The following is a 24,987-nucleotide window of genomic DNA, read 5'->3' as shown; positions in this document are numbered from 1 at the left end:
CTGCCGGCCAGCGGCCGGCACTACCCAGGGGTTGGCTTGCACGTGTGCGCCCCCACGTTGAAGCACCAACGTGTAGGATCGACCCATGGCCCACGCCTCGCCCCGCACCGAACGCATTCCCCGCCTGAGCCGGCTGAGCTGGCTCATGGGCCTGTACGCGGAAAACTACCGCCACCTGGTGCGCCTGTTCGCCCCGGCCGAGCTGGTTGCGGGCAGCTACATCTCTTCGGTGGGCGACGGCCTGGACGTGCGCCTGGACGTGATCGAATGCCACCGCTACACGGTGGAACTGCGCCTGACCTACGACCTGGCCGACCCGGTCACCGGCGAGCCCGATCCGTCGGCCTATGTGCGCCTGTACCGCGACGCGCGCCAGGCCGAGACCACCCACTGCTACGTCGGCCGCCGCTGGCAGGACACGATGGGCCTGTATCCGCCGCCGGCAGAGCTGATCAGCCACCGCATGCGGATGAACACCTTCCTCGGCAAGTGGCTGGAATACCTGGCCGAGCGCGGCCATGGCGTCGCCACCCTGCGTCGCGATCCCGACGGCACCCCCACGCCGGCCGAGCGCCGTCTGTCGCTGGTGCGCTGATCGGCCATAATCCGGGGCTGACCTGCCGCTGGACGCTGCCCATGCCGTACACCCCGATCGTTGCCACCCTGGGCTACGTGCTTTCGCCTGATCGTCGCCAGGTGCTGATGATCCACCGCAATACCCGCCCGGGAGACCACCACCTGGGCAAGTACAACGGGCTGGGCGGCAAGATCGAAGCGGACGAGGACGTGGCCGCCAGCATGCGCCGCGAGATCCAGGAGGAGGCCGGCATCGACTGCACCGGCATGCGCCTGCGCGGCACCATCAGCTGGCCCGGCTTCGGCAAGCACGGTGAGGATTGGCTCGGCTTCGTGTTCGTCATCGATGGCTTCGAGGGTACTCCGCATGGTGGCAACCACGAAGGCACGCTGGAGTGGGTGGACCTGGACAAGCTGGACACGCTGCCGATGTGGGAGGGCGACCGCCATTTCCTGCCGCTGGTGTTCGATGCCGACCCGCGCCCGTTCCACGGCGTGATGCCGTACAAGGACGGCCGCATGGTGAGCTGGTCCTTCAGCCGGCTGTGACCCGGCGAATCGGGTGGGTGCCGACCTTTCGGGTGGGTGCCAACCTTTCTGGTGGGTGCCAACCTTGGTTGGCACGCTCTTTCGGCTAATTAATACCCGGGCAATATTGACAGTCGCAAATTACCCGGGCAATATTTGCGCATCGTCTCCGGTGCCCCTGCCATGCCTGCGTCTCGACTTCCTCCGTTCAGCTGTTTCGACGGCCATCGCCTGGTGGCTTCCGGTACCCCGGAAGTCGCCGCGTTGGCGCTGAAGCAACTGCGCGCCGACAATGCCGCCGGTCCGCTGCTGGTGTTCGACAACGCCACCGGCCGCACCCGGGATTTCGATACGCGCGGCACGGATGCGCAGCTGCTGGCGCGGGTGGCCGAGGCGTTCCCGCCCGCCGTGGAGGCGGATCCGGAAACCCCGTTCGACGACACGCCTGCAACCCCACGTGGCCGCGGTCGACCCAAGCTGGGCGTGGTTGCCCGCGAAGTGACACTGCTGCCGCGGCATTGGGCGTGGCTGGCCGAACAGCCAGGTGGGGCCTCGGTGGTGCTGCGCAGGCTGGTGGAATCGGCCAGCCGTGCCGGCGCGGACAGGGACCGGCAGCGCCGGGACAGCGAGCGTGCCTATCACTTCCTGCAGACCATCGGCGGCGATCTGCCGGGCTTCGAGGACGCCATCCGCCTCCTGTTCGCGCATGACCGCGCGGGTCTGGAGGCGGCGTTGAACGCGTGGCCCGAGGACGTGCGTACGCACGCCCTGCGCCTGGCGTTCGATGGCCCTGCAGGCACTGCCGACGGCTGAAACACCCCGCGCTCGCTGAGCGACCGCTTCATCTGATCGCGGGCCACGGCCCGTTCCCTTCGTGCGCGCTCTTTGCTGGCTGAAACGCCGGGCAGGGCGCCGCTTTGCCCAAAGACTCCGATGACCCCTCCTGCACCTTCGATTCCGCCGGTCGCCCCAGCGCTGTGGCGCACCTATCTGACCCTGCTGCTTCCGATGCTGCTGACCAATGCGCTGCAGCTGGCCGCAGGCACACTGGACAACATCTATCTGGGGCACCTGCTTGGCACCCAGGCCGTGGCCGCCGCCGCCGCATTCTTCCCGGCCTTCTTCCTGCTGCTGGCGCTGGTGATGGGCCTGGCGACCGGTGCGATGGTGCTGATCGGCCAGGCCTGGGGCGCCGGCCGGCCACAACAGGCGCGAGCGGTGGCAGGCAGCGCGGTGGCGCTGGTGCTGTCGCTGTCGGTGCTGGTGATGGCGGTGGGCGGCCTCTTCGCGCCGCAGCTGCTGACAGCACTGGGTACGCCGGCACCGATCCTGGACGAGGCCATCGCCTATGCGCGCGTGTTGTTGCTGGGGGCGCCGGCCTTCTTCCTGCTGTGGCTGGCGACCGCCGTAAGCCGCGCGGTGGGCGATGCGAAGACGCCATTGCATGCGCTGCTGCTGGCCACGGGCGTGGGCCTGTTGTGCACGCCACTGCTGATCCTGGGGTGGGCCGGCCTGCCGCGACTGGGTGCGGCCAGTGCGGCGGTCTCGGCGGTGTTTGCTTCGCTGCTGGCCCTGGTCTGGTTGCTGTGGCGCTGGCATCGTCTGGCGCACCCGCTGGCACCGGGCCACGATCTGCTGCGCGCCATCCGCTTCGATGGGGGGCTGATCCGCTCGATGCTGCGCATCGGCGTACCGTCCTCGCTGCAGATGTTCAGCCTGGCCATTGCCGAGATCGTGTTGCTGGGCTGGATCAACCGCTATGGCTATACGGCCACGGCGGCCTACGGTGCGGTCAACCAGTTGATGAGCTGGGTGCAGTTGCCGGCGATGTCACTGGGCATCACCGCCACCATCCTTGCAGCCCACGCGATGGGCGCGGGGCGTGCAGCGCGGTTGCCGGCCATCGCCCGCACCGGCGTGCTGCTGGGGCTGGTGTTGCTGGCGGCAGTGGTGATGCTGGTGATGGCGTTGGCGCCCTGGCTGAGCGGCCTGATCCTGGCGGCGCCGGAGGTGCGCGAGCTGGCCGCGCTGCAGCTGCGCACGGTGGTCTGGGGCGTGCTGGCAATGGGGGTTGCCGCGGTGCTGGTCGGGGTGATGCGCGGCAGCGGCACGGTACTGCTGCCGGCGCTGCTGGGCATGTCGGCGGTATTGCTGCTGGAGCTGCCGCTGGCGATGTGGCTGCAGGCGCAGCACGGCCTGGCCGGGCTGTGGTGGGCGTGGCCGCTGGGGCTGTTGGCGATGCTGGTGATGCAGGTGTTCTGTTTCGCGCGTTGGCGGCGACGGGTGCAAGGCGGGTAATACCGACCGCTGGCCGGCAACCCGTAACGTTCCGGGCAGCCGGCCAGCGGCCGGCTCTACCACGCGGTCGGATCACAGTCGTTGCGGCGGCTGAGGTGGGCCGGCCACTGGTGATGCAGGTGTTCTGTGTTGCTCCCTGGCGGCGGGTGCAGGCTGGGTAGTGCCGGCCGCTGGCCGGCAGTCCGGTTCAGCGCCGCTGTGCCAGCAGCAGATGGAAGTGCTTTTCGCGGGCCTGGCCATCGTTGCCGGGCGCGGTTTCCCGGTGGCTGCGCCAGGCAGAAACACCGAACCCGGCGACACGCAGCGCCAGCTCCACGGCATCCAGTTCGTGCAGCTGGAAATCGGCGGTGAACGGCAGGCTGCGCATGAAGGCGGCATCGCCGAAGGCCAGGCATAGCCGGCCCCCCCGGCGCACGACCCGCGCCAGTTCGTCCAGCACCGGCGCCAGGTCTGGCCAGAAGTACAGGGTGTTGACGGCCAGTGCGGCGTCCATCGCGGCATCGGCGATCGGCAGGGCATGGGCATCGCCATGGCGCATCCCGGCCCGCTCGGCCAGCCCAGCGGCGGCGAGCTGCCGGTTGCCGGCCTCGACCATGGCGGTGGACAGCTCGATGCCCAGGTAACGGCTGTCGCTGGCCTGCAGAAGCAGCGGCGCAAACGCAGCGTTGCCGGGGCCGATCTCCAGCACCCGTTCGCCAGACGTCACCGCCAGCAGACCGATCGCAGCGCGGTTGAGCGCACCGTTGCTGCGGTTCATCGATTCGGCCACCGCCTGCGCGGCGTCACCATGGGGGTGCCGCAGCTGTGCGGCCAGGGTGGAAGCATCCAGCATCATCATCGTCCGTCGCGGGAATCTGGACGTAGCGGCGGCGGGGTCCGCCGACGACCATAGCGCTGCCTTCGCAGCTTGGGAAGTAGGGAAACCCCGCTTCAGGGTGATGAGGAAATGTCCAGCGTCGCAGTCGGTGAGATCTGGTTGTCCACAGGGGGTGTGGATTACGCGTGGGCAACTTTGTGGATAAGCGGCGACAGGCGCCACCCCCCTAGGCTGTCAAGATGGGTGGCGAAAAATTCACCGCCGGTGAGGACAGGTGAGGGAGCAGTGAAGGATCGGCGTGGCCAGTGCTGTCGCCAGCGGCGGCGCTCGCGGTAACCTGTGGGCCTTGATGCTCCGTGAGACCCCATGAAACGTCACTTCTCGATGCTGCGCGAATTCCAGCTGGCCGACTGGTTCACCCTGGCCAATGCTTTCTGCGGCACCGGTGCGGTGTTCGCCGCAATGCGCTTCCTGCAGGACGGCGAGCGCGGCTACCTGATGTTCGGCATGGCACTGATCCCGCTGGCCTTCATTTTCGACGCGCTGGACGGGCGCATCGCGCGCTGGCGCAAATCCAGCTCCACCCTGGGCCGCGAGCTGGATTCGCTGTCGGACGTGATCTCCTTCGGTGTGGCCCCGGCCGCATTGGCCTATGCCTGCGGCATGCAGGGCGGGTGGGACTGGCTGGTGCTGAGCTACTTCGTCTGCTGCGGTGTCAGCCGCCTGGCGCGCTACAACGTCACTGCCGAGGCAATGACGGGCGACGAGGGCAAAGTGACGTATTTCGAGGGCACCCCGATCCCGACCAGCCTGGTACTGGTGATCGTGCTGGCGATCGCGGCAGGCACCGGCGCCATCGGCCAGGAGATCTGGTTCGGCCAATGGCAGATCGGCCCATGGCAGCTGCATCCGATGGTGCTGCTGTTCGCCCTGTCCGGGTCGCTGATGATCAGCAAGACCCTGCGTATTCCCAAGCCATGACCCAGCCCTGCGGAGGCCTGCGATGACCAGCTCGGCCCACGATGCCGGCAGCAGCGATTTCGAAGCCCTGGCCCGGCAGTACTTCGGCGCCTGGGGAGATGCCCTGCGCCACGCGGCGACCCCTGGCGCCCCGGCTGGCGATGGCCCGGGCAGCTGGCAGCGGCTGTTCGACGGGTGGGGCCAACTGCTGCCCGAACAGGGACCGGGCGCGCCGGAAGATGCGGTGCGCCGGTTCCGCGAACAGGCCGGCAGCTGGTACGGCACCATGCAGGACGTGGCCGCGCGATTCGCCGGCCGCGACGCCAGCAGCGCTGATGTGGCCCAGGCCTGGCGCGAGGCGGTGCAGGGGCAGGGCGATGGCATGCTGCAGTGGATGCTGCAGGGCGCTCGTGGCAGCATCCACGCCGGCGCCGCCGTGCCCGAATTCGCCGCCTGGCTGCAGCAGTTCCAGCTGCAGGCGGGTCCGTGGCTGCAGAGCCCGGCGTTTGGTCCAGGCCGCGAGCACCAGGCGCGCTGGCAGGCGCTGCTGCGCGCGCAGGAGGAATACCAGCAGCATTCGCGCGCCTACGTCGAGCAGATCAAGCAGGCGCTGGACGAGGCCTTCGCGTTGTTCGAACAGCGCCTGGCCCAGCACGAGCAGCCTGGCAGCCAATTGACCAGCGCCCGCGCGATGTTCGACCTGTGGATCGAAGTGGCCGAAGAGGCCTACGCCAAGGTCGCCATGTCCGAGCCGTTCCAGCAGGTGTATGCCTCGCTGGGCAACGCACAGATGCGCCTGCGCGCCGGCCTGCAGCGCGAGGTGGAACAGATGAGCGAGCGTATCGGCCTGCCGACCCGCAGCGAGATGGACGCCGCGCACCGCCGCATCGCCGAGCTGGAGCGCAGCCTGCGTCGCCTGCAGGCGCAGGTGGCGGTGCTGGCGGGTACCGCCACCGTGGATCCCGTGGCGCAGCCGGCCCCGGCGAAAGTGAAGCCGGCCGCGCGCAAAGCGGCGAAGAAGGCCGCACCTGCCAGCAAGGCGGCCCCCAGCAAGGCGCCTGCAAAGAAAGTGCCCGTAAAGAAGGCGCCTGCAAAGAAGGCCGCTGCCCGCACCTCGTCACGGACGCGTGACCGATGAAGGGACCGCTGGGCTTCAACGCCGACGACCTGATGCAGGAAACCCTGGCCATGCAGCGCAAGCTGCTGGAAGGGCTCACGCTGCTGCCGCAGGTGGAGGACGTGGATTATGGCGTGACCGCCCGCGAGGAAGTCTGGCGCGACGGCAAGGTGGTGCTGTACCGCTTCGTCGGCGAACAGGCGCCAACCCGGCGTACGCCGCTGCTGATTGTCTACGCGCTGGTCAACCGGCCGTACATGGTCGATCTGCAGGCTGATCGCTCATTGGTGCAGAAGCTGCTGGCGCTGGGTCAGGACGTGTACGTGCTGGACTGGGGCTACCCGGACCGCTCCGAGCGCTTCCAGACCCTGGAGGACTATCTGCTGCGCTACATCGATGGCGCGGTGGACGTGCTGCGCCAGCGCAGTGGTGGACCGGTCGACCTGCTTGGCATCTGCCAGGGCGGCGTGTTCGCGCTGTGCTACGCCGCGCTGCGCCGGCACAAGCTGGGCAAGCTGATCACCATGGTCACCCCGGTCGATTTCCAGACCGCCGACAACATGCTCTCGCACTGGGCGCGGCAGGTGGATGTAGACCTGCTGGTCGACACGCTGGGCAACATCCCGGCCGATCTGATGAATGCCAGCTACCTGATGCTCAAGCCGTTCCGCCTGAACGTGCAGAAGTACGTGGGCCTGCTCGACATCCTCGATGACAAGGCGGCGCTGGAGGATTTCCTGCGCATGGAGAAGTGGATCTTCGACTCCCCGGATCTGGCAGGCGAAGCGTTCCGTGACTTCATCAAGCAGTTCTACCAGGGCAATGGATTGGTGAACGGCACGGTGCGGATCGGCGAGGAGGCGGTGGATCTGTCGCAGGTGACCCTGCCGGTGCTGAACATCTATGCCGAGCAGGACCATCTGGTGCCGCCGGATGCGTCGCGCGCGATGCGCGGGCGTCTGGGCACCGAGGACTACACCGAGTCCAGCTTCCGCGGCGGCCATATCGGCATTTACGTGTCCGGTCGCGCGCAGCGCGAAGTGCCGGCCACCATTGATGGCTGGCTGAAGGCACGCGACCTGTAGAGTCGTGCCATGCTCGACTGCCCTGGGGGGATGATGACGTACCGGATTTCGTTGATTCTTGCCGCGCTGCTGGCGGCACCACTGGCCCACGCCGCCCCTGGCCCGCAGGCGCAACGCGAGATCGCCCAGTTGATCTCCAGCCTCGACGGTTCGCAGTGCCGGTTCCAGCGCAATGGCAGCTGGTACGACGGCAGCGATGCGCGCGCGCACCTGCAGCGCAAGTACGACTACCTGCTGAAGAAGAACATGGTCGACAGCGCCGAGCAGTTCATCGAGCGCGCGGCCAGCCAGAGCAGCATGAGTGGCAAGCCCTATCGCATCCAATGCCCCGGGCAGCCTGAACAGACCGCTGCGGCCTGGTTCGGCGCCCGCCTGCAGGCCCTGCGCCAACGCACGCCGTAGACATGGCCGGGGTGTAGAGTCGAGCCGCGCTCGACTGCGCTTTCTGGTTCCCGAGGAGATGCCACCATGAACACCACGCCACGCACGCTGTCGCGCTCACTGAACGACCGCATGATTGCCGGTGTGATGGGGGGCATTGCGCATCGCTTCGGCTGGAATGCCACCCTGGTACGGATCGTGTTCGTGCTGGTCTCGATCGGCTCGGCGGCCTTTCCCGGCATCCTGGTCTACCTGATCCTGTGGCTGCTGATCCCGAACGAGGCCGATTGAACACCACCTCCCGGCCCTGGCCACTCTGGCTGCGCGCGCTGCAGGTGCTGGGCGCGGTGTGGACGTCGCCCAATTCCCTGCTCGGTCTGATCGGTGGGCTGGCGGGCCTGCTGGGTGGGGCGACGCTGCGCTGGAGCGCCCGCGACTGTGCGCTCATCTTCGATCACTGGCCGTGGGGGCCGGGCGGGGCGATCACGCTGGGCAATGTGATCCTGCATACCGGGCACGACCTGGGCATGTCCTGCCGCACCTATGCGCATCAGGCGGGGTGGGGCGTGGAGCCGCTGATCCGGCTGGACGACCACGAGCGCGCGCACGTCTACCAGTACCTGGTGCTGGGGCCGTTGTACCTGCCGGTGTACCTGCTGTGCGGCGGGGTGAGTGCGCGCAATCCGTTCGAGCGTGCGGCGGATCATTACGCCCGGTTCGGGCACGGCTGGTGGCCGTAGGTTTCCAGCCAACGGCGCAGCCCCTCGTGGGTGGCGATGGTGGGTCGCCAAATGCAAAACCGTCGCGCTGGTCGGTCGGGTTGGGTTCGCGGGGGACGCCGTGAACCCATCCATGGGGGCTTGGCCGCGGCATCCATGCCGCGGACACCCCCGCGAACCCAACCCGACCGCCCTTTGACAGAGGGCTGTGGCCTGCACCACCCACGGAAAAGAAGATAAACAGCAAAAGCGGGTCGCGCGCTGCGCTTGCTCGTGAGCCGGCCAAGCCGCTTTTGCTTTTGATCTTCTTTTTCTTTTCCGTGGCTGGACGCGCACGGAAACTGTCAGGGGTCGGTCGGGGTGGGTTCGCGGGACCGTTGGCGCCATGGATGGCGCCATCGAGCCCCCATGGACGGGTTTACGGCGTGTCCCGCGAACCCACCCCGACCGACCCAATCACATGAAACGCATTCTGCGACCAAGCCACGAGGGGCTGCGCCGTTGGCGGGAATGCCCCGCGGATTCGTTAGCCGGGAGTTAAAGATCCGTAAGCATTCTGCTGCGATCCCGCAGTCATCTGCATGCAACCGATCGTCATTAGCCTTCGTGACGTTCCAGTCAGGTTCGACGCGGTAAGCTCTCCCTCGATGAGCTCGCAGCATCGCTCATCGAGTGCAGTACGCAGTAGCAATTTGGAGGAATACATCACATGGCAATCGTTCTTTATGTCGGTGGTAGCAAGGATGGCGAGAAGGGCGTGGTGCCCTACGGCTTCAGCAAATCCCGCGCCGACACCGCGCTGGGGCCGGAGTTCTACACGGAGCGGTTCATGGAACTGCAGGGTGTCGGCAAGGTCCGCCTGATGGCCCTGGAAAGCATGCGTGACGACATCGTCATGCAGCGCGCCGCCCGCCACTACCGCTGACCTTCGCAACACGCGGCAGGGCGCGCCCACCATCGTGCGCCCGCGCCGGCATCCCAGCCCAGGGCCGGTCCGAAGCCCTCTCTCCGCCAGGATGCCGGCGTCCACTCCGGACACGCCGCTGAACCTCGCCGCCTGTCAATGCCTTGTCCGGCTCCGTCGTCGGTTGCCAGAATGGGGTCTTCCCGTAACGCGGCACAGACCTGAAGCAATGCACGACGCCAAGAACGCCCAGAGCGCGCTCGCCCAGCAGATCGCCCAGACCATCGCCGACGAGATCGGTGCCCAGTCCGCCCAGGTACGTGCCGCCGTCGGCCTGCTCGACGAGGGCGCCAGCGTTCCGTTCATCGCGCGCTACCGCAAGGAAGTGACCGGGGGCCTGGACGACACCCAGCTGCGCAACCTGGAAGTGCGACTGACCTACCTGCGCGAACTGGAAGACCGGCGCGCGGCGGTGCTGGCCAGCATCGGCGAGCAGGGCAAGCTCAGCGACGAGCTGCGCAACGACATCCTGGCGGCCGATACCAAGAGCCGTCTGGAAGACCTGTACCTGCCTTACAAGCCCAAGCGCCGTACCCGCGCGCAGATCGCCCGCGAGGCCGGGCTGGAGCCGCTGGCCGATGGCCTGCTGGGCGATCCGACGCAGGACCCGCAGGTGTTTGCGGCCAGCTTCGTCGATACCGACAAGGGCGTGGCCGATACCAAGGCCGCGCTGGAGGGTGCGCGCGCGATCCTGATGGAGCGCTGGGGCGAAGATGCCGCGTTGGTGGGTGAACTGCGCAGCTGGCTGGGCGACGCCGGGGTGATCCGCGCCCGCGTGGCCGAGGGCAAGGAAATCGAGGGCGCCAAGTACCGCGACTATTTCGAGCATGCCGAGGCGCTGGCGAAGATCCCGTCGCACCGGTTGCTGGCGCTGTTCCGCGCGCGGCGCGAGGAAATCCTGTTCCTGGAGCTGGACCCGGGCAGCGATGCCGAGGCAGGCCACCAGTACGCCGAAGGGCGCGTGGCGCGCAAGGCCGGCATCGCCGACCAGGGTCGAGCCGCCGACCGCTGGCTGCTGGATGCCTGCCGCCTGACCTGGCGCGCCAAGCTGCACACCCACCTGTTGCTGGACCTGTTCAACCAGGCCCGCGAGAAGGCCGAAGCCGAGGCCATCGCAGTCTTCGGCGACAATTTGAAGGATCTGCTGCTGGCCGCACCGGCCGGCCCGAAGACCGTGCTCGGCCTGGACCCGGGCATCCGCACCGGCTGCAAGATCGCCGTGGTCGACGCCACCGGCAAGCTGGTCGCGACCGACACCATCTATCCCCACGAGCCGCGCCGGCAGTGGGACCAGTCGCTGCAGACGATCAAGCAGCTGTGCGCCAAGCACAACGTGGAACTAATCGCGATCGGCAACGGTACCGCCAGCCGCGAGACCGACAAGCTGGCCGGTGAAGCGATCAAAGCGGCCGCCAACCCGAAGCTGCAGAAGGTGGTGGTCAGCGAGGCCGGCGCGTCGGTGTACTCGGCGTCCGAGTTCGCGGCCAGGGAATTCCCTGGCCTGGACGTGTCGCTGCGCGGCGCAGTGTCGATCGCGCGCCGCCTGCAGGACCCGCTGGCCGAACTGGTGAAGATCGAACCGAAGGCGATCGGTGTCGGCCAGTACCAGCATGACGTGGACCAGTACCGCCTGGCGCGGGCACTGGATGCGCGGGTCGAGGACTGCGTGAACGCCGTCGGCGTCTACGTGAACACGGCCTCGGCTGCGCTGCTGTCACGCGTGTCCGGGCTGTCGGCCACGGTGGCCGAGAACATCGTCCGCCATCGTGACGACAACGGCCCGTTCAAGCGCCGCAAGGACCTGCTGAAGGTCGCGCGCCTGGGCGAAAAGACCTTCGAGCAGTGCGCCGGCTTCCTGCGCATCGCCGATGGCGACCAGCCGCTGGATGCCTCGGCCGTTCACCCGGAAGCCTACCCGGTAGTGGAGCGCATCGTGGCCAGCACCGCGCGCCCGATCAAGGCGCTGATCGGCGACGGCAGCTTCCTGCGCGGGCTGAAGGCCGAGCAGTTCACCGATGCCACCTTCGGCGTGCCGACCGTGCGCGACATCCTCAAGGAACTGGAGAAGCCGGGTCGTGACCCGCGCCCCGAGTTCAAGGCGGCGCGTTTCGCCGAGGGCGTGGAGGACATCAAGGATCTGCGCGAAGGCATGGTGCTGGAAGGCGTGGTCAGCAACGTGGCGGCCTTTGGGGCCTTTGTCGATATCGGCGTGCACCAGGACGGCCTGATCCACATCTCGGCGCTGTCCGATACGTTCGTGAAAGACCCGCGTGAGGTGGTCAAGGCCGGCGACATCGTCAAGGTGAAGGTGCTGGAGGTGGACGTGGCGCGCAAGCGCATCGCCCTGACCCGGCGCCTGGACGACACCCCCGGCCAGGCCACCAGCCGCCCGGGCCAGCGCGACGAGCGCGGCCAGGGGCAGGGGCCGCGCCGTAACGCGGGCGGCCAGAACCGTGGGCCGAACCGCGGCCAGGGCAATGGCGGCCGGCCCGGCGCGTCGGCAGCACCGGCCAACAATGCCCTGGCCGAAGCCTTCGCCCGCGCCAAGCGCAGTTGAGGATCGTGGCCCCCGTCACGGTTGATCCGGGGCGGGGGGCTTGTCGGTTTTCCCCGTGATTGCGCACACTGGCGCTTGAGGGGAGGCGTTCGGCCCCCCCGCTGTCGCTGGGGAGGGCCATGACGCCAGCACGACCCGCCGTCTTCGTTGCAGGCTGCAGCGCGCCGCTGCGGCAGACGCGTGCCTGCGCGGGCCGGGGAACGGGTTGATGGCGGGCCAGGGAAACAACGGCAACGGGCTGCTTGAACGACGCCTGCAGGAGTTGGCCGAAGAGCGCCGCCGGCTGGCGATGATCATCGACGGCACGGCGGCCGGTACCTGGGAATGGAACGTGCAGACCGGCCAGATGCGGGTCAATGCACGCTGGGCCGAGATCGTTGGCTACCGCCTGGAAGAGCTGCAGCCGATCTGCCAGGAGACCTTCCTGAAGCTGGTGCATCCGGATGACATCGCATTGTCTGATGCCGCGCTGGAGGATCATTTCGCGGGGCGCAGCGACAACTACGCCTGCCTGCTGCGCATGCGGCACAGGAACGGCCAGTGGATCTGGATCCAGGACCGCGGCCGGGTCTTCGAATGGGACGGGCAGGGCCGGCCGCTGTGGATGGCCGGCGCGCATGCCGACGTGACCGAGCTGCAGCAGGCGCGGCAAGATGCGGCCGAGACCCGCCAGCGCCTGCAGGCGGTGGTCGATGCGTCCGATGAGGTGGCGGTCATCGCCACCGATACCGATGGCACCATCACTCTGTTCAATACCGGTGCGCAGCGCCTGCTGGGTTACAGCGCTCCGGAGGTGGTCGGCCAGCGCCGGCTCGACGCCTTCCATGATCCGGCCGAGCTGAACGCCTGGCTGCAGCCGCTGGCCGATGCCGAGGGCAATCTTCCGGGCGTGTTCGAGGCGCTGAGTGCGCGTGCCGACGGGCAGACCTACTCGCGGCAGTGGACGCTGCTGCGCAAGGATGACCAGCCACGGCAGGTGCGCCTGTCGATCAGCCGCATGGATGGGGCCAACGGGGTGCGCATCGGCTATGTCGGCATGGCCATCGACATCACCGAGATCCTGCAGGCCCGCGCCGAGGCCCGCCTGTCGGCGGAGAAGTTCGCCGGTGCGTTCACGTCCGCCGCGCTGGGCATGGCCCTGGTTTCGCTGGAAGGGCGCTGGCTGGACGTCAACGACGCGCTGTGCCGGATCCTGGGTTATCCGCGCGAAGAGCTGCTGCAGGTCGATTTCCAGCGCCTGACCCACCCCGACGACCTGCAGGCCGATCTGGCGCTGGTGCACGACCTGCTGGCCGGGCGGCGCAGCCACTATCACCTGGAAAAGCGCTATCTCGACCGCGACGGACGGGTGATCTGGACACGGTTGTCGGTGTCGCTGGTGCGCAACGAGCATGGCCAGCCGGTGCATTTCGTGTCGCAGATCCAGGACATCACCGCCCAGCGCAGCAGCGAGCAGCGCTTGTTCGAGAGCGAGCAGCGCAGCCGCCTCACGCTTGATGCGGTGGCTGACCTGGTGCTCAGCGTCAGTCTGGATGGCCGTATCGACTATGCCAATGCCGCGGCCGTGCGCACGCTCGCCGGCGATGGCGCACTGTCGCTGGCCGGGCACAAGGTGCAGGACGTGCTGGAGCTGACCACCGAATACGCACCGGGCTCGGTGCTGGACGTCTCGGTGCTGCTGGACCCGGAAAGCAATGCCGTGGACCTGCATGCCGATCTGCTGCTGCGGCTGGGCACGGCAACGGTACCGGTGGACCTGACCCGCGCGTGGCTGCGCGATGACGAAGGCCATGTGCGCGGTGCGGTCTGGGTGCTGCGTGACGACACCCAGCAGCGTGCGCGCCAGCGCGAGGCGCGGCACCTGGCCGAGATCGACCCGCTGACCGAACTGAGCAACCGCCGTGGTTTCGAAGTACACCTGCAGCAGGCCATCACCCGCGTCGAGCGTACCGGCCAGGCGGCCTCGCTGATGTACATCGACCTGGACCGCTTCAAGCCGGTCAACGACACCTGGGGCCATCTGGCTGGCGATGCCGTGCTGTGGGCGGTGGCCAGTGTGCTGCGCCACGGCGTGCGTGACTCGGACGTGGTGGCGCGGCTGGGCGGCGACGAATTCGCGGTGATCCTGTCCGGCTGCACGCCGCGTCGCGCCGCGCGCATCGGTGGCGAACTGCTGCACACGCTGGCATCGCTGTCCATTCCCTGGGACCAGGACCGGCTGCGGGTCGGCGCCAGTATCGGTGTCGCGCCGCTGGCCGGTGGCATGAGCGTGGACCAGGCAGTGGCCGCGGCCGATGCCCAGTGCTACCGGGCCAAGGCGATGGGCCGCAACAACGTGCAGGTGCAGGGCGAGCTGTCCGAACTGCCGGGTGACGACGGCGAAACGGGCTGAACCGGCCCGCACCGTGGTGGTGGATGAAGGATGTTTCATTTGCCCGCGCCGGCTGATTTGGCGAGCATGGGACCGTCTCGACCCCAGCGGTGCCCATGTCGCGCGTATTGACCATCGAGGATGACGCCATCACTGCCCAGGAAATCGTGGCGGAGCTGGGCAGCCATGGCCTGCAGGTGGACTGGGTGGCCGATGGTCGTGAGGGCCTGGTGCGCGCGGCCAGCGGTGACTACGACGTGATCACGCTGGACCGCATGCTGCCCGGCCTGGATGGCCTGGCCATCGTCACCACGCTGCGCCGGATCGGTATTGCCACGCCGGTGCTGATGCTCAGTGCGCTGTCGGACGTGGACGAGCGCGTGCGTGGCCTGCGTGCCGGGGGCGATGACTACCTGACCAAGCCGTTCGCCTCCGATGAGATGGCCGCGCGGGTGGAGGTGCTGCTGCGCCGCCGCCAGCATCCGGCCAGCAACGAGACGCTGCTGCGCGTGGGGGACCTGCAGCTGGACCTGCTGGCGCGCACTGCCCACCGTGGCGCGCGCAGCCTGAGCCTGCTGCCGACCGAGTTCAAGCTGCTGGAGTACCTGATGCGCAACGCCGGGCAGGTGCTGACCCGGATGATGCTGTTCGAGGAAGTGTGGGGCTATCACTTCGACCCCGGAACCAACCTCATCGACGTGCATATCGGTCGCCTGCGGCGCAAGCTGGACCAGGCCGATGCGCCGTCGCTGATCCGTACCGTGCGCGGCAGTGGCTATGTCCTCAGCGAAGCTGTCTGACGGCTGGCGTTCGTCCAGCAGCCGCCTGCTGGGGCTGTACAGCCTGCTGTTCGTGGCCTGGTCGTGCGTGCTGCTGGGCGTGCTGTACTGGCGGGTGTCGCTGTACCTGGACGAGCTGGCGCAGTCGGCGGTGCTGCAACGCGCACATCTGTTCGAGCACTTCACCGGCGATGGACTGACCGCAGCGCTGCGCGAGAATCGCCGCTACGACCTGCATGGCATCGATGCCTATGGGTTGTTCACGCCCGACGGAAAACCGCTGGCGGGCATGCTGAAGTCGCTGCCGGCACAGCTGCCGCTGGATGGCAGCGCGCATCCGGTTTCCGGCCTGCCGATCACCGAGGCCTACGCGCGCGGCAAGCGTGGCTTCGGCCTGGCGATGCCCACCCGTGACGGCCGCATCCTGGTGCTGGTGCGCTACAGCGGGCCGTTGAACGAGGTCAATCATCTGATTCTTGATGCGCTGCTGTGGGGTGTTTCGCTGACCCTGTTGCCAGGCCTGCTGGGCTGGCAGTTGTTGCGGCGCCGGCCATTGCGGCGCATCCAGGCCATCGAGCAGGCCACTGCGCGCATCGTCGCCGGCGATCTGGGCCAGCGCCTGCCGTTGGCCAACCGCCGCGATGAACTGGACATGCTGGCGACCATCGTCAACGCCATGCTCGACCGCATCGAGCAGCTGATGACCGAGGTCAAAGGGGTGTGTGACAACATCGCCCACGACCTGCGCACCCCGTTGACGCGCGTGCGCGCGCAGCTGTACCGCATGCGCCAGCAGGTGGCCGACGGTGATCCACAGTCGCTGCCGCTCGAGCAGGTGCTGGAGGAGACCGATACCCTGATGGCACGCTTCCGCGCGTTGCTGCGGATTTCCGAGCTGGAAGACCATCAGCGTCGTTCCGGGTTCAGCATGCTGGCGCCGGACACGCTGCTGCAGGAGATCCACGCCTTCTATGCACCGCTGGCGGAAGAGAAAGGGCAGGTGTTGCTGCTGGAGTTGGCCGCCGATCTGCCGGGCGTGATGGGGGATCGCGGTCTGCTGTTCGAAGCGATCGGCAACCTGCTCGACAATGCGATCCGGTTCGCACCGGAGGGCGGCGGCGTGCAGCTGTCGGCGCGGGTGGAAGACGGCGCGACCTGCATCGCGGTGGAGGATTCCGGGCCAGGCATACCCGAGACGGAGCGCGGCCTGGTGTTCCAGCGTTTCCATCGGGCGGAGGCCAGCAAGGGCGGTGGATTCGGCCTGGGCCTGTCGATCGTGGCCGCCATTGCGGGGCTGCATGGGTTCCGCCTGCAGGTGACGTCGTCCGCGCTGGGCGGCGCACGCTTCAGCCTGCTGTGCCGACCGCAGGTGCTGTAGGGGGTGTTCTTCTGCAGGGCTTGCAGCCCTGCACATGCTGCAATCAACGTCAACGTCAAAAGCGGGCAGTCCGTGGGTTGGCGGGGTGGGTCCGGTTGCGGGGGACGCCGTGAACCCGTCCCTGGGGGCTTGGCCGCGGCATCCATGCCGCGGACACCCCCGCAACCGGACCCACCCCGCCTTCGACAGTTTCCCGCGATCTGCCGGAACGGCATTCCGTTCTGGTGGGTGTCGACCTTGGTCCACTGCTCTGGTAGGTGTCGACCTTGGTCGACACGGTAGATCCACGCCATGCGTGGATGAATCATTCGATATCTGACGGATGTGTCGACCAGGGTCGACACCCACCAACAGCCACGGGAATCTGTCAGAGGGGGGCGGTGTCGGAGTGCGGGGTGTCAGCCGCATGGATGCGGCTGCCAAGCCTACACGGACGTACTTGCGGCGTCCCCGCACTCCGGCATCGCCCCGCCAAACCGCGGAAAGCACGCTGTTGCTGTTGCTTTGGCTGTTGCCGTTGCTTCGGCAGGTGCAGGGCGCAGCCCTGCCGAACCCACTCCCTTCATGAAATATGTTTCATCTGCGGCACAGCCTTGTTTTAGCCGGCAGCAACGATACTTGCCGGCCTGCGCTGCCCGCGGTGGGCAGTGGCACCGTTGGAGAGCCGCATGCTCGGGTTGGTCAGGACCGCGCTCAACAAGCCTTACACCTTCGTGGTGATGGCCATTTTCATCTGCATCGTCGGTCCGCTCAGCGCGCTGCGTACGCCCACCGACGTGTTCCCCGATATCGGCATCCCCGTCATTGCCGTGGTCTGGCAGTACACCGGCCTGTCGCCGGATGCGATGGCCGGGCGCGTGATTTCCCCCTATGAACGTGCGCTCAGCACCACCGTCAACGATATCGAGCACATCGAATCGCAGTCGCTGGCGGGCATGGGTGTGGTCAAGGTGTTCTTCCAGCCCGGCGTGGACATCCGCACCGCCAATGCGCAGATCACCGCCATCTCGCAGACCATCGTCAAGCAGATGCCGGCCGGCATGACCCCGCCGCTGATCCTCAACTACAGCGCCTCCACCGTGCCGGTGCTGCAGATGGCGTTCTCCAGCCCGACGCTGGGTGAATCGCAGATCCGTGACCTGGCGCAGAACACCGTGCGCCCGCCGCTGACCTCGATCCCCGGCCTGGCCATCCCCGCACCCTACGGCGGCAGGCAGCGCCAGATCACCCTCGACCTGGACCCGCAGGCGATGGCGGCCAAGGGTCTGTCCGCACAGGACGTGGGCAACGCTCTGGCCGCGCAGAACCAGATCACCCCGGTCGGCACCGCCAAGCTGGGCAGCAACGAATTCACCGTGCTGCTCAACAACAGCCCCAGCGAGATCGAAGCGCTGAATGACCTGCCGATCCGCACCGTCAACGGCGCGGTGGTCACCATCGGCCAGGTCGCCCACGTGCGCGATGGCTCGCCGCCGCAGACCAACATCGTGCGGGTCAACGGCGGCCACTCGGTGCTGATGGCCGCGCTGAAGAACGGCGATGCCTCGACCCTGACCCTGGTCAGCCGAATCCGGGCGATGCTGCCGCAGATCGGTGAGTCGCTGCCGCCGTCGCTGAAGATCTCATTGCTCGGCGATGCCTCCACCTTCGTACGTGAATCGATCAGCAGCGTCGCGCGCGAGGGCATCATCGCCGCGCTGCTGACCAGCGTGATGATCCTGGTGTTCCTCGGCAGCTGGCGCTCGACCGTGATCATCGCCGCCTCGATTCCGTTGGCGGTGCTGTCGGCCATCGCGCTGCTGTCCGCCGCCGGGCAGACGCTCAATGTGATGACCCTGGGTGGCCTGGCACTGGCCGTGGGCATCCTGGTCGACGATGCCACCGTCACCATCGAGAACGTCAACTGGCACCTGGAGCAGGGCAAGGGCGTACGCGAGGCGATCCTTGATGGCGCTGCACAGATCGTTGGCCCGGCATTCGTGTCGCTGCTGTGCATCTGCATCGTGTTCGTGCCGATGTTCCTGCTCGACGGCATCGCCGGTTATCTGTTCCGACCGATGGCGCTGGCGGTGATCTTCGCCATGGCCAGCTCGTTCGTGCTGTCGCGCACGCTGGTGCCGACCATGGCGTTGTACCTGTTGCGTCCGCACCGGGTGGAGGGCGGGGTAGGCCATCATCCCGAGGATGCGTTCCTCAATCATCATGAAGGCGATCATCCGCAACCGCGTCGCGCACGGATGGCGGCCACGCTGGTGCGCTGGCAGCAGCGCTTCGAAGCCGGATTCTCCGCCACCCGTGACCGCTACCACGCGCTGCTGAGCCTGGCACTGGCGCACCGGGGCCGCTTCCTGCTGGGTTTCATGGCCTGCGTGCTGGTGTCCTTCGCGCTGCTGCCAACCCTGGGCCAGGACTTCTTCCCGGCCACCGAAGCCGGTGCATTGTCGCTGCATGTGCGCCTGCCCTTGGGCACGCGCATCGAGGAAACCGCTGCATCATTCGACCGCATCGAAGCGCGCATCCGCCAGGAACTACCGCCGCAGGAGATCGATGCCATCGTCGACAACCTCGGTCTGCCGATGACCGGCATCAACATGGCTTACAGCGCTACCGGCACCATCGGTCCGCAGGATGGTGACATCCAGGTCTCGCTGAAACCGGGTCACGGCGATGCCGCCGAGTACGCGCGACGCCTGCGTGAGGTACTGCCTTCGGCCTTCCCGGGCGTCAGCTTTGCGTTCCTGCCCGCCGATACCAGCAGCCAGATCCTCAACTTTGGTTCACCGGCGCCGCTGGACGTGCGCATCGCCGGACCGGATGCCGCCGGCAACCGCGCCTATGCGCAGGAACTGCAGCGCCGCCTGCGCCACGTGCCGGGGCTGGTCGACCTGCGCCTGCAGCAACCCGATGGCTATCCGACCCTGAAGGTGGATGTCGATCGGCTTCGCGCCAATGGGCTGGGCATCACCGAGCGCGATGTCACCAACAGCATGGTGGCGTCGCTGGCCGGTAGCGGCCAGGTCGCCCCGACATTCTGGTTGAGCCCGAAGAACGGCATCTCCTACAGCGTGGTCGCCGCCACGCCGCAGTACCGCATGGACAGCCTGGCCGCACTTCAGGCGCTGCCGGTCACCGGCAGCGGTGGTGGCGTGCCACAGGTGCTCGGTGGCCTGGCCGAGATCCAGCGCGGCTCCAGTTCGGCGGTCGTTACCCATTACAACGTGCAACCCACGCTGGACGTATATGCCAGCGTGCAGGGCCGCGATCTCGGCGCCGTGGCGGCCGACGTGCAGAAGGTCATCGATGACATGGCCGGCCAGCGGCCGCGCGGCACCGAGGTTGGCCTGCACGGCCAGATCGATGCGTTGCACGTGGCCTTCAGCGGCCTCGGCTACGGCCTGCTGGCCGCGATCGTGCTGATCTACCTGCTGATCGTCATCAACTTCCAGTCCTGGACCGATCCGTTCGTGATCATCACCGCGTTGCCGGCGGGCCTGGCCGGTGTGGTCTGGATACTGTTCCTGACCCACACCACGTTGTCGGTGCCGGCATTGACCGGGGCCATCCTGTGCATGGGCGTGGCCACGGCCAATTCTATCCTGGTGGTCAGTTTCTGCCGCGAGCGCCTGGCCGAGCATGGCGACGCGGTCAAGGCCGCACTGGAAGGGGGTTTCACCCGCTTCCGCCCGGTCTGCATGACCGCGCTGGCGATGATCCTGGGCATGCTGCCGACTGCACTGTCCACCGAACAGAATGCACCGCTGGGCCGCGCGGTGATCGGTGGCCTGCTGCTGGCCACCTGCGCCACGCTGCTGTTCGTGCCGGTGGTGTTCGCATTGGCCCACTCCCGTAAAACCCGTACTGCTCCTGCCGGAGAACCCCTGCATGTCTGAGTCTTCGCTGCCGCAGCGTTCGCTGCGCCGTCCTCTGGTCCTGGCCGCCGCCGTGGTGGTCATCCTCGTTGCCGGTGGCCTGGCCCTGCGCGCGCAGCAGGCACACGCCGTGGTCGAGTGGACCGAGCGCCAGGCGGTGCCGTCGGTGCAGGTGGTGACCGCCGGGGAGCAGGGCGCCGCGGGTACGATGACGCTGCCGTCGCACCTGAGTGCCTGGACCGAAGCACCGATCCACGCGCGTGTGGGTGGCTACCTGAAGTCGTGGAGCGCTGACATCGGCCAGCCGGTGAAGGCGGGGCAGGTGCTGGCGGTGATCGACAGCCCGGAGCTGGACCAGCAGATCGCGCAGGCGCATGCCCATCTGCTGCAGGTGCAGGCCGACGCGGCGCTGGCCAAAGTCAGCGCCGAGCGCTGGCAGGGCATGCTCGGCAGCCATTCGGTATCGCGCCAGGAAGCCGACGAGAAGCAGGCCAATGCGGTGGCCGCACAGGCCAGCGTGGAAGCGGCGCAGGCCGACTACGCGCGGCTGCAGGAACTCGGTCGTTACCGCACCTTGCGTGCGCCGTTCGATGGCACCGTCACCTCGCGGCAGACCGACGTTGGCCAGTTGATCCGCGCCGATGACAGCGGGCGCGAGTTGTTCAACATCGCCGATACCCGACGCCTGCGCCTGATGGTGCCGGTACCGCAGAACAGCGCGGCCAGCATCCGTCCCGGGCTGCAGGCAACCTTGCAGGTACCGGGCCAGGAGGGGCGCCACTTCACCGCCACCCTGCAGGGAGACTCCAGCGCGATCGACCGCAGTTCCGGCACACTGCTGGCACAGTTCGTGGTCGACAATGCCGATGGCGCACTGCTGCCCGGCAGCTACGCGGAAGTGACGCTGCCACTGCAGGGCGGGGCAGCTGGCGTGAGCGTGCCAGCGGAGGTGTTGATCTTCCGGGCCAAGGGCACCCAGGTGGCGGTGGTCGACAGCAAGGACATCGTGCACCTGCGCGACATCCATATCGCCAGTGACCTGGGCAGCACGCTGCGCGTCGACCGTGGCCTGAAGGCCGGGGACAGGGTCATTCCCAATCCGCCGGATGCTCTGCGCGAAGGCGATCATGTGCGAGTGGTGGCCGGCAATATGGAGCCTGCGCATGCCCGCGGTTGAGCGCACAGCGACGCTGGTCGTGATGGGCCTGCTGCTGGGAGGCTGCTCGCTGGCACCCACCTATCAGACGCCGGTCCTGGCGATGCCTGGAGCCTATGAGCACACGGAAACAGTGGATACCCGCTCGCCGCTGCCACAGGCGTGGTGGCAGGCCTTCCAGGACCCGGTGCTGGACCAGCTGCAACAGCAGTTGGGCGCGGCCAACCCGAGCCTGGCGCTGGCCGTGGCGCACTACGATGCAGCGCGTGCCGCGGCGGGTGAAGTGGCATCGGCGCGGGTGCCGCAGGTCGGCTTCAGCACCGGCCCGGTGCGCCAGCGGCAGTCCGATGACAAGCCGCTGCGCAGCGCCACCCAGCCGGCGATCTATGACAGCAACACCGCCACGTTCTCGCTGTCGTTCGACCTTGACCTGTGGGGCCGCCTGCGCAACGCGGCTGCCGCGGGCAAGGCGCGCGCCGAGGCCAGTGGCGATGACCTTGCCGCTGCGCGGCTGAGCCTGTCGCAGCAGTTGGCCTGGCTCTATCTGCAGCTGCGCGGCGCCGAAGCCCAGCAGGCGATCCTGCATGACAGCATCGAGGACTACCGGCAGGCGTTGGCGCTGACCGAAGACCGTTTCCGTGGCGAGATCGCTTCGCAACTGGACGTATCGCGGGCGGAGCACCAACTGGCCAGCGCGCAGGCCGATCTGGATGCGCTCGACGGCCGCCATGAACTGCTGCGGCATGCCATCGCCGAACTGCTCGGCGCGCCGGCCACCGGCTTCGTCATCGCCGACGCGGGTCTGCCAGCCCTGCCATCGGTGCCAGCCGATCTGCCCAGCCGCCTGCTGCAGCGACGGCCGGATATCGCTGCCGCTGAGCGCCGGGTGTTCGCTGCCAATGCGGGCATCGGCGTGGCCCGCGCGGCGTGGTTCCCGCAGCTCAGTCTCAGCGGCCTGCTGGGTGGCCAGACCTCGGGTGGCAGTGCCCTGTTCGACGCGGGTAACCGCTATTGGGCGCTGGGTCCGCTGGCGGCGCTGCCGGTGTTCGATGGCGGCCGTCGCAAGGCTGCCAAGGCCGAGGCCTATGCCGAGTTCGACGCGGCCTCGGCGCAGTACCGGGCTACCGTGCTGGCCGCGATCCGCCAGGTGGAAGACCAGTTGACCCTGCTGCGCCAGCTCGATGCGCAGCGCGGCCACGAGCAGGATGCGGTGGCTGCGGCGCGGCGTGCCGAGCAGATCGCCAATGACCGTTACACCGGTGGTGCGGTGAGTTACCTGGACGTGGTCAGCGCTCAGACCGATGCCCGCCAGGCGCAGTTGGGACTGCAGGACATCCAGAGCCGGCAGCTGCAGGCCAGTGCGGCACTGATGGCGGCGCTGGGCGGAGGCTGGTCGCGCTAGCCGCTGGAGGCGGTCTCAGCCTGTGAGAGGGCGGGGCGGAACAATCGCCCCATCCACCCCTACAGGAGAGTGCACGATGATGGCCTGGAATCGAACTGTCGTTGCCGCCTACGCACCGGCCATGGTCGGCTGGTGCCTGGCTCTGGCCGGTGGCTTGCGCCTGGAACAGCTGCGTGGCGACCTGCATGCGCAGGCGTTGCTGCCGCTGCTGCATGGCGGCGTTGTGGCGTTGCTGGTGCTGACACTGGCCTGCACGCTGGCCGCAAGCGCGGTGCTGTGGCGGGCCAATCGGCCGCCACCGCGAACCGCCGCCCCGTGATCTACAGCGCAGCGGCTTCCATCAGCACGAACCGGCAGGGCGCACGCTGGAAGGCGTTGATCTGTGGCACCAGGCGCTGGAAGTGTTCGCTGGCGCAGTGGAGGTCGAGCGCGGCGCGGTCCGGCCAGAGCTCGATGAAAACGAAGTGCCCGGGATCCTTCTGGTCAACGAACAGTTCATAGCTGACGCACAGCGGCTCGCGCTGCGTGCAGGCAACCAGCTCCCGGTAAAGCGGAAGCACGGTTTCCACGGCATCGGGCTGGATGAAATCCTCGGCGATCACCTTGAGCATGTTGGTACCTGCAACGCGGGCCCTGCAGGATAGTGCCGGCGCAGGGCCGGCACCATCCACCGTCAGCGCAATACTGCGTCCGCACTGACCAGCTGCACATCGTGCATCTGGTTGAGGTAAGCCTCGTAGTAGCCCTTGTGCGAGGCACCGACGATGGCCAGCATGCGGCTGCCGGGGTGCAGACCCAGGACATCGCGCATGTTGGCGACCATGCGCAGGTTGCGGGTTTCCCAATAGCCGACATACATCCTGCCGAACGCCTTGGCTGAGGGCTCGACGAGTGTCGCGCCGAAGTCGCTCCGGTACGCGTCCATCGCCGCCGCAGGGCTGTTGTAGGCCCTGTACAGCGCCAGCACGCCATCGGGCTTGTCCAGGTCGGCCACCAGGCGCTTGTCGGCGTCCCGCCGCGCCTGCGAGTGCTTGTTCTTCCAGGCGCCGGTGATGGCGGCGCTGGCCGCCGCTTCGTCCTCGGCAGGTGTGGGCGAATCGGCGGTGTGGTCGTCCACGGCCCAGAGACGCTCATGGCCGAGGCGCGCAGCGACTTCAGCAGCGATCAGATTCGTTTCATTGCGGCGAGCCAGGCCTTTGTCGAGGAACTCGACCAGGGCCGCGTTCAGCCCGTCGCCGCCCTTGCGTTCGGCGGCGGCCAGGCGCAGCCACTGCACCTGGGCCGATCCCCGTTCGCCCGCCGCCAGGAACAGTGCGGCCAGCCGACGACGCTGGGCAGGCGTCGGATCATCTGGCCTGCTCGAGAGCAGGCGCTCGACCTCGGTGTTCGCAGCGGGCACGTCCAGCCCGGTCGCGGCCTGTGCGGCCGAAGTGTCGAAGCAGTAGGTGGCCACGCTTTCCGCGTAGCGGGCGGGGTAGCGGCGCATGAAATCACACTGCAGGCCGGACAGATCCTCGGTGGCGATCAGCTCGGGTTTCCAGGCGACCAGCCGCTGCAGCAACGGCTCAAGCAGGGCAGGCTGGAAGGTCTTGGGCAGCCCGGACAAGTGGGTGCTGCCCAGTACCAGCACTTCGTTCGGGCGCCCGGCGGGCGGCCCCTTCAACTGGTCGGGATGGAAGGTCGGGCGATAGGGGGCATCGGCGGCCAGGGCGCCGGCGCTGCACAGGCCCAGGATCAGGAAGCTGGCCAAGCGTGTGAACATGCGATCTCCGTGTCAATGAACGTCCTGCAGTCCGCTGCATGCTGGCCATTTTCATCTGCCTCGGAATCTCCCGTTGGTCATGCAAACCTTTTCGGCTTGATCTGCATCGGCGTTCGGGCGAGGCGGTGCCCCATCACAGCAACCCTGCGCGACATGCCTTCGCGGCACGGGCCACACACTTTCCCTGGCCTGGCAGGCCTGCATCCGTGAGCAAGCTGTGAAGTACATCGCGATTGTCTACCGCATCCCCGCAATAGCATCGCAAGTT

Annotated in this window: 22 protein-coding genes; 19 read left to right on the top strand and 3 right to left on the bottom strand. The window is 67.7% G+C overall.

What is annotated here, in order from left to right; genetic code table 11:
• Positions 1–85 precede the first annotated feature (85 nt).
• The 4 genes from N440_RS10260 (at position 86) to N440_RS10245 (ending at position 3,402) form a co-directional block, all read left to right on the top strand.
• Entirely contained in the window at positions 86–595 is a 510-nt protein-coding gene (locus tag N440_RS10260; protein WP_049457180.1) for a DUF1249 domain-containing protein, read from the top strand.
• 41 nt (positions 596–636) lie between these two features.
• On the top strand, positions 637–1,125 hold the full coding sequence (locus N440_RS10255) for an 8-oxo-dGTP diphosphatase (protein WP_133934999.1): 489 nt from the start codon (positions 637–639) through the stop codon (positions 1,123–1,125).
• 162 nt (positions 1,126–1,287) lie between these two features.
• The gene (locus N440_RS10250) at positions 1,288–1,917 is read left to right on the top strand and encodes a DUF2239 family protein (protein WP_133934998.1); all 630 of its coding nucleotides are present in this window, start codon (positions 1,288–1,290) and stop codon (positions 1,915–1,917) included.
• 120 nt (positions 1,918–2,037) lie between these two features.
• Complete coding sequence (locus N440_RS10245) at positions 2,038–3,402, top strand: MATE family efflux transporter (protein WP_133934997.1); 1,365 nt, start codon at positions 2,038–2,040, stop codon at positions 3,400–3,402.
• A gap of 187 nt (positions 3,403–3,589) precedes the next feature.
• On the opposite strand, the gene N440_RS10240 is transcribed toward N440_RS10245, so the two are convergent.
• Positions 3,590–4,240, bottom strand: a complete 651-nt coding sequence (locus N440_RS10240) for a class I SAM-dependent methyltransferase (RefSeq protein ID WP_133934996.1) — start codon at positions 4,238–4,240, stop codon at positions 3,590–3,592.
• A 345-nt stretch (positions 4,241–4,585) separates the two neighbouring features.
• Between N440_RS10240 and N440_RS10235 the strand changes: the two genes are divergently transcribed.
• The 15 genes from N440_RS10235 (at position 4,586) to N440_RS10165 (ending at position 23,276) form a co-directional block, all read left to right on the top strand.
• Positions 4,586–5,200: a phosphatidylcholine/phosphatidylserine synthase gene (locus tag N440_RS10235; RefSeq protein ID WP_006452013.1), complete on the top strand. Its 615-nt coding sequence runs from the start codon at positions 4,586–4,588 to the stop codon at positions 5,198–5,200.
• Between the two features lie 22 nt (positions 5,201–5,222).
• Positions 5,223–6,317 (top strand): class III poly(R)-hydroxyalkanoic acid synthase subunit PhaE, encoded by a 1,095-nt coding sequence (gene phaE / locus N440_RS10230; protein WP_133934995.1) that lies wholly within the window; start codon positions 5,223–5,225, stop codon positions 6,315–6,317.
• On the top strand, positions 6,314–7,381 hold the full coding sequence (locus N440_RS10225) for a class III poly(R)-hydroxyalkanoic acid synthase subunit PhaC (RefSeq protein WP_053450137.1): 1,068 nt from the start codon (positions 6,314–6,316) through the stop codon (positions 7,379–7,381). Before phaE ends, N440_RS10225 begins: the two co-directional genes overlap by 4 nt.
• A 33-nt stretch (positions 7,382–7,414) precedes the next feature.
• The gene (locus N440_RS10220; RefSeq protein ID WP_133934994.1) at positions 7,415–7,783 is read left to right on the top strand and encodes a YfeK family protein; all 369 of its coding nucleotides are present in this window, start codon (positions 7,415–7,417) and stop codon (positions 7,781–7,783) included.
• Between the two features lie 66 nt (positions 7,784–7,849).
• Positions 7,850–8,053 carry a PspC domain-containing protein gene (locus N440_RS10215; RefSeq protein ID WP_006452007.1) on the top strand — a complete coding sequence of 68 codons (204 nt, stop codon included), beginning with the start codon at positions 7,850–7,852 and terminating at the stop codon, positions 8,051–8,053.
• A complete protein-coding gene (locus N440_RS10210; protein ID WP_133934993.1) occupies positions 8,050–8,502 on the top strand; it encodes a hypothetical protein in 453 nt (150 codons plus the stop codon). Before N440_RS10215 ends, N440_RS10210 begins: the two co-directional genes overlap by 4 nt.
• A gap of 688 nt (positions 8,503–9,190) precedes the next feature.
• Complete coding sequence (locus N440_RS10205) at positions 9,191–9,406, top strand: hypothetical protein (protein ID WP_006452005.1); 216 nt, start codon at positions 9,191–9,193, stop codon at positions 9,404–9,406.
• A 208-nt stretch (positions 9,407–9,614) separates the two neighbouring features.
• Positions 9,615–12,002 carry a Tex family protein gene (locus N440_RS10200; RefSeq protein ID WP_133934992.1) on the top strand — a complete coding sequence of 796 codons (2,388 nt, stop codon included), beginning with the start codon at positions 9,615–9,617 and terminating at the stop codon, positions 12,000–12,002.
• A gap of 208 nt (positions 12,003–12,210) precedes the next feature.
• Positions 12,211–14,394, top strand: a complete 2,184-nt coding sequence (locus N440_RS10195; RefSeq protein ID WP_133934991.1) for a PAS domain S-box protein — start codon at positions 12,211–12,213, stop codon at positions 14,392–14,394.
• Between the two features lie 95 nt (positions 14,395–14,489).
• The gene (locus tag N440_RS10190; RefSeq protein WP_133934990.1) at positions 14,490–15,173 is read left to right on the top strand and encodes a response regulator transcription factor; all 684 of its coding nucleotides are present in this window, start codon (positions 14,490–14,492) and stop codon (positions 15,171–15,173) included.
• Positions 15,151–16,530, top strand: coding sequence for an ATP-binding protein (locus N440_RS10185; protein ID WP_133934989.1), 1,380 nt, complete (start codon positions 15,151–15,153; stop codon positions 16,528–16,530). Before N440_RS10190 ends, N440_RS10185 begins: the two co-directional genes overlap by 23 nt.
• 668 nt (positions 16,531–17,198) lie before the next feature.
• Positions 17,199–20,420 carry an efflux RND transporter permease subunit gene (locus N440_RS10180; RefSeq protein ID WP_133934988.1) on the top strand — a complete coding sequence of 1,074 codons (3,222 nt, stop codon included), beginning with the start codon at positions 17,199–17,201 and terminating at the stop codon, positions 20,418–20,420.
• Positions 20,413–21,576, top strand: coding sequence for an efflux RND transporter periplasmic adaptor subunit (locus N440_RS10175; RefSeq protein WP_133934987.1), 1,164 nt, complete (start codon positions 20,413–20,415; stop codon positions 21,574–21,576). Before N440_RS10180 ends, N440_RS10175 begins: the two co-directional genes overlap by 8 nt.
• Positions 21,563–22,957 (top strand): efflux transporter outer membrane subunit, encoded by a 1,395-nt coding sequence (locus N440_RS10170; RefSeq protein WP_133934986.1) that lies wholly within the window; start codon positions 21,563–21,565, stop codon positions 22,955–22,957. The genes N440_RS10175 and N440_RS10170 overlap by 14 nt, the downstream gene beginning before the upstream one ends.
• Positions 22,958–23,036: 79 nt before the next feature.
• Positions 23,037–23,276, top strand: coding sequence for a hypothetical protein (locus N440_RS10165; protein ID WP_243831329.1), 240 nt, complete (start codon positions 23,037–23,039; stop codon positions 23,274–23,276).
• Between the two features lies 1 nt (position 23,277).
• Here N440_RS10165 and N440_RS10160 read toward each other — a convergent pair whose 3' ends face one another.
• Together N440_RS10160 and N440_RS10155 are read right to left on the bottom strand one after the other, a co-directional pair.
• Positions 23,278–23,568, bottom strand: a complete 291-nt coding sequence (locus N440_RS10160; RefSeq protein WP_133934984.1) for a putative quinol monooxygenase — start codon at positions 23,566–23,568, stop codon at positions 23,278–23,280.
• A gap of 62 nt (positions 23,569–23,630) precedes the next feature.
• The gene (locus N440_RS10155; protein ID WP_133934983.1) at positions 23,631–24,719 is read right to left on the bottom strand and encodes a DUF5694 domain-containing protein; all 1,089 of its coding nucleotides are present in this window, start codon (positions 24,717–24,719) and stop codon (positions 23,631–23,633) included.
• Positions 24,720–24,987 lie beyond the last annotated feature (268 nt).

It is taken from the genome of Stenotrophomonas sp. CC22-02, assembly GCF_004365115.1.
Taxonomy (GTDB): Bacteria; Pseudomonadota; Gammaproteobacteria; order Xanthomonadales; family Xanthomonadaceae; genus Stenotrophomonas; species Stenotrophomonas forensis.
Note: the sequence above shows the minus strand (reverse complement) of the source record. Positions and strands in the feature narration are given on the sequence as shown.

Bases quoted from the DNA above. Each gene is read 5' to 3' on its own strand.
- N440_RS10200 (WP_133934992.1), top strand. From the start codon at position 9,615: ATGCACGACGCCAAGAACGCCCAGAGCGCGCTCGCCCAGCAGATCGCC.
- N440_RS10205 (WP_006452005.1), top strand. From the start codon at position 9,191: ATGGCAATCGTTCTTTATGTCGGTGGTAGCAAGGATGGCGAGAAGGGC.
- N440_RS10180 (WP_133934988.1), top strand. From the start codon at position 17,199: ATGCTCGGGTTGGTCAGGACCGCGCTCAACAAGCCTTACACCTTCGTG.
- N440_RS10250 (WP_133934998.1), top strand. From the start codon at position 1,288: ATGCCTGCGTCTCGACTTCCTCCGTTCAGCTGTTTCGACGGCCATCGC.
- N440_RS10235 (WP_006452013.1), top strand. From the start codon at position 4,586: ATGAAACGTCACTTCTCGATGCTGCGCGAATTCCAGCTGGCCGACTGG.
- N440_RS10185 (WP_133934989.1), top strand. From the start codon at position 15,151: ATGTCCTCAGCGAAGCTGTCTGACGGCTGGCGTTCGTCCAGCAGCCGC.
- N440_RS10165 (WP_243831329.1), top strand. From the start codon at position 23,037: ATGGCCTGGAATCGAACTGTCGTTGCCGCCTACGCACCGGCCATGGTC.
- N440_RS10260 (WP_049457180.1), top strand. From the start codon at position 86: ATGGCCCACGCCTCGCCCCGCACCGAACGCATTCCCCGCCTGAGCCGG.
- N440_RS10215 (WP_006452007.1), top strand. From the start codon at position 7,850: ATGAACACCACGCCACGCACGCTGTCGCGCTCACTGAACGACCGCATG.
- N440_RS10175 (WP_133934987.1), top strand. From the start codon at position 20,413: ATGTCTGAGTCTTCGCTGCCGCAGCGTTCGCTGCGCCGTCCTCTGGTC.
- phaE (WP_133934995.1), top strand. From the start codon at position 5,223: ATGACCAGCTCGGCCCACGATGCCGGCAGCAGCGATTTCGAAGCCCTG.
- N440_RS10225 (WP_053450137.1), top strand. From the start codon at position 6,314: ATGAAGGGACCGCTGGGCTTCAACGCCGACGACCTGATGCAGGAAACC.
- N440_RS10190 (WP_133934990.1), top strand. From the start codon at position 14,490: ATGTCGCGCGTATTGACCATCGAGGATGACGCCATCACTGCCCAGGAA.
- N440_RS10245 (WP_133934997.1), top strand. From the start codon at position 2,038: ATGACCCCTCCTGCACCTTCGATTCCGCCGGTCGCCCCAGCGCTGTGG.
- N440_RS10155 (WP_133934983.1), bottom strand. From the start codon at position 24,719: ATGTTCACACGCTTGGCCAGCTTCCTGATCCTGGGCCTGTGCAGCGCC.
- N440_RS10220 (WP_133934994.1), top strand. From the start codon at position 7,415: ATGACGTACCGGATTTCGTTGATTCTTGCCGCGCTGCTGGCGGCACCA.
- N440_RS10255 (WP_133934999.1), top strand. From the start codon at position 637: ATGCCGTACACCCCGATCGTTGCCACCCTGGGCTACGTGCTTTCGCCT.
- N440_RS10240 (WP_133934996.1), bottom strand. From the start codon at position 4,240: ATGATGATGCTGGATGCTTCCACCCTGGCCGCACAGCTGCGGCACCCC.
- N440_RS10160 (WP_133934984.1), bottom strand. From the start codon at position 23,568: ATGCTCAAGGTGATCGCCGAGGATTTCATCCAGCCCGATGCCGTGGAA.
- N440_RS10195 (WP_133934991.1), top strand. From the start codon at position 12,211: ATGGCGGGCCAGGGAAACAACGGCAACGGGCTGCTTGAACGACGCCTG.
- N440_RS10170 (WP_133934986.1), top strand. From the start codon at position 21,563: ATGCCCGCGGTTGAGCGCACAGCGACGCTGGTCGTGATGGGCCTGCTG.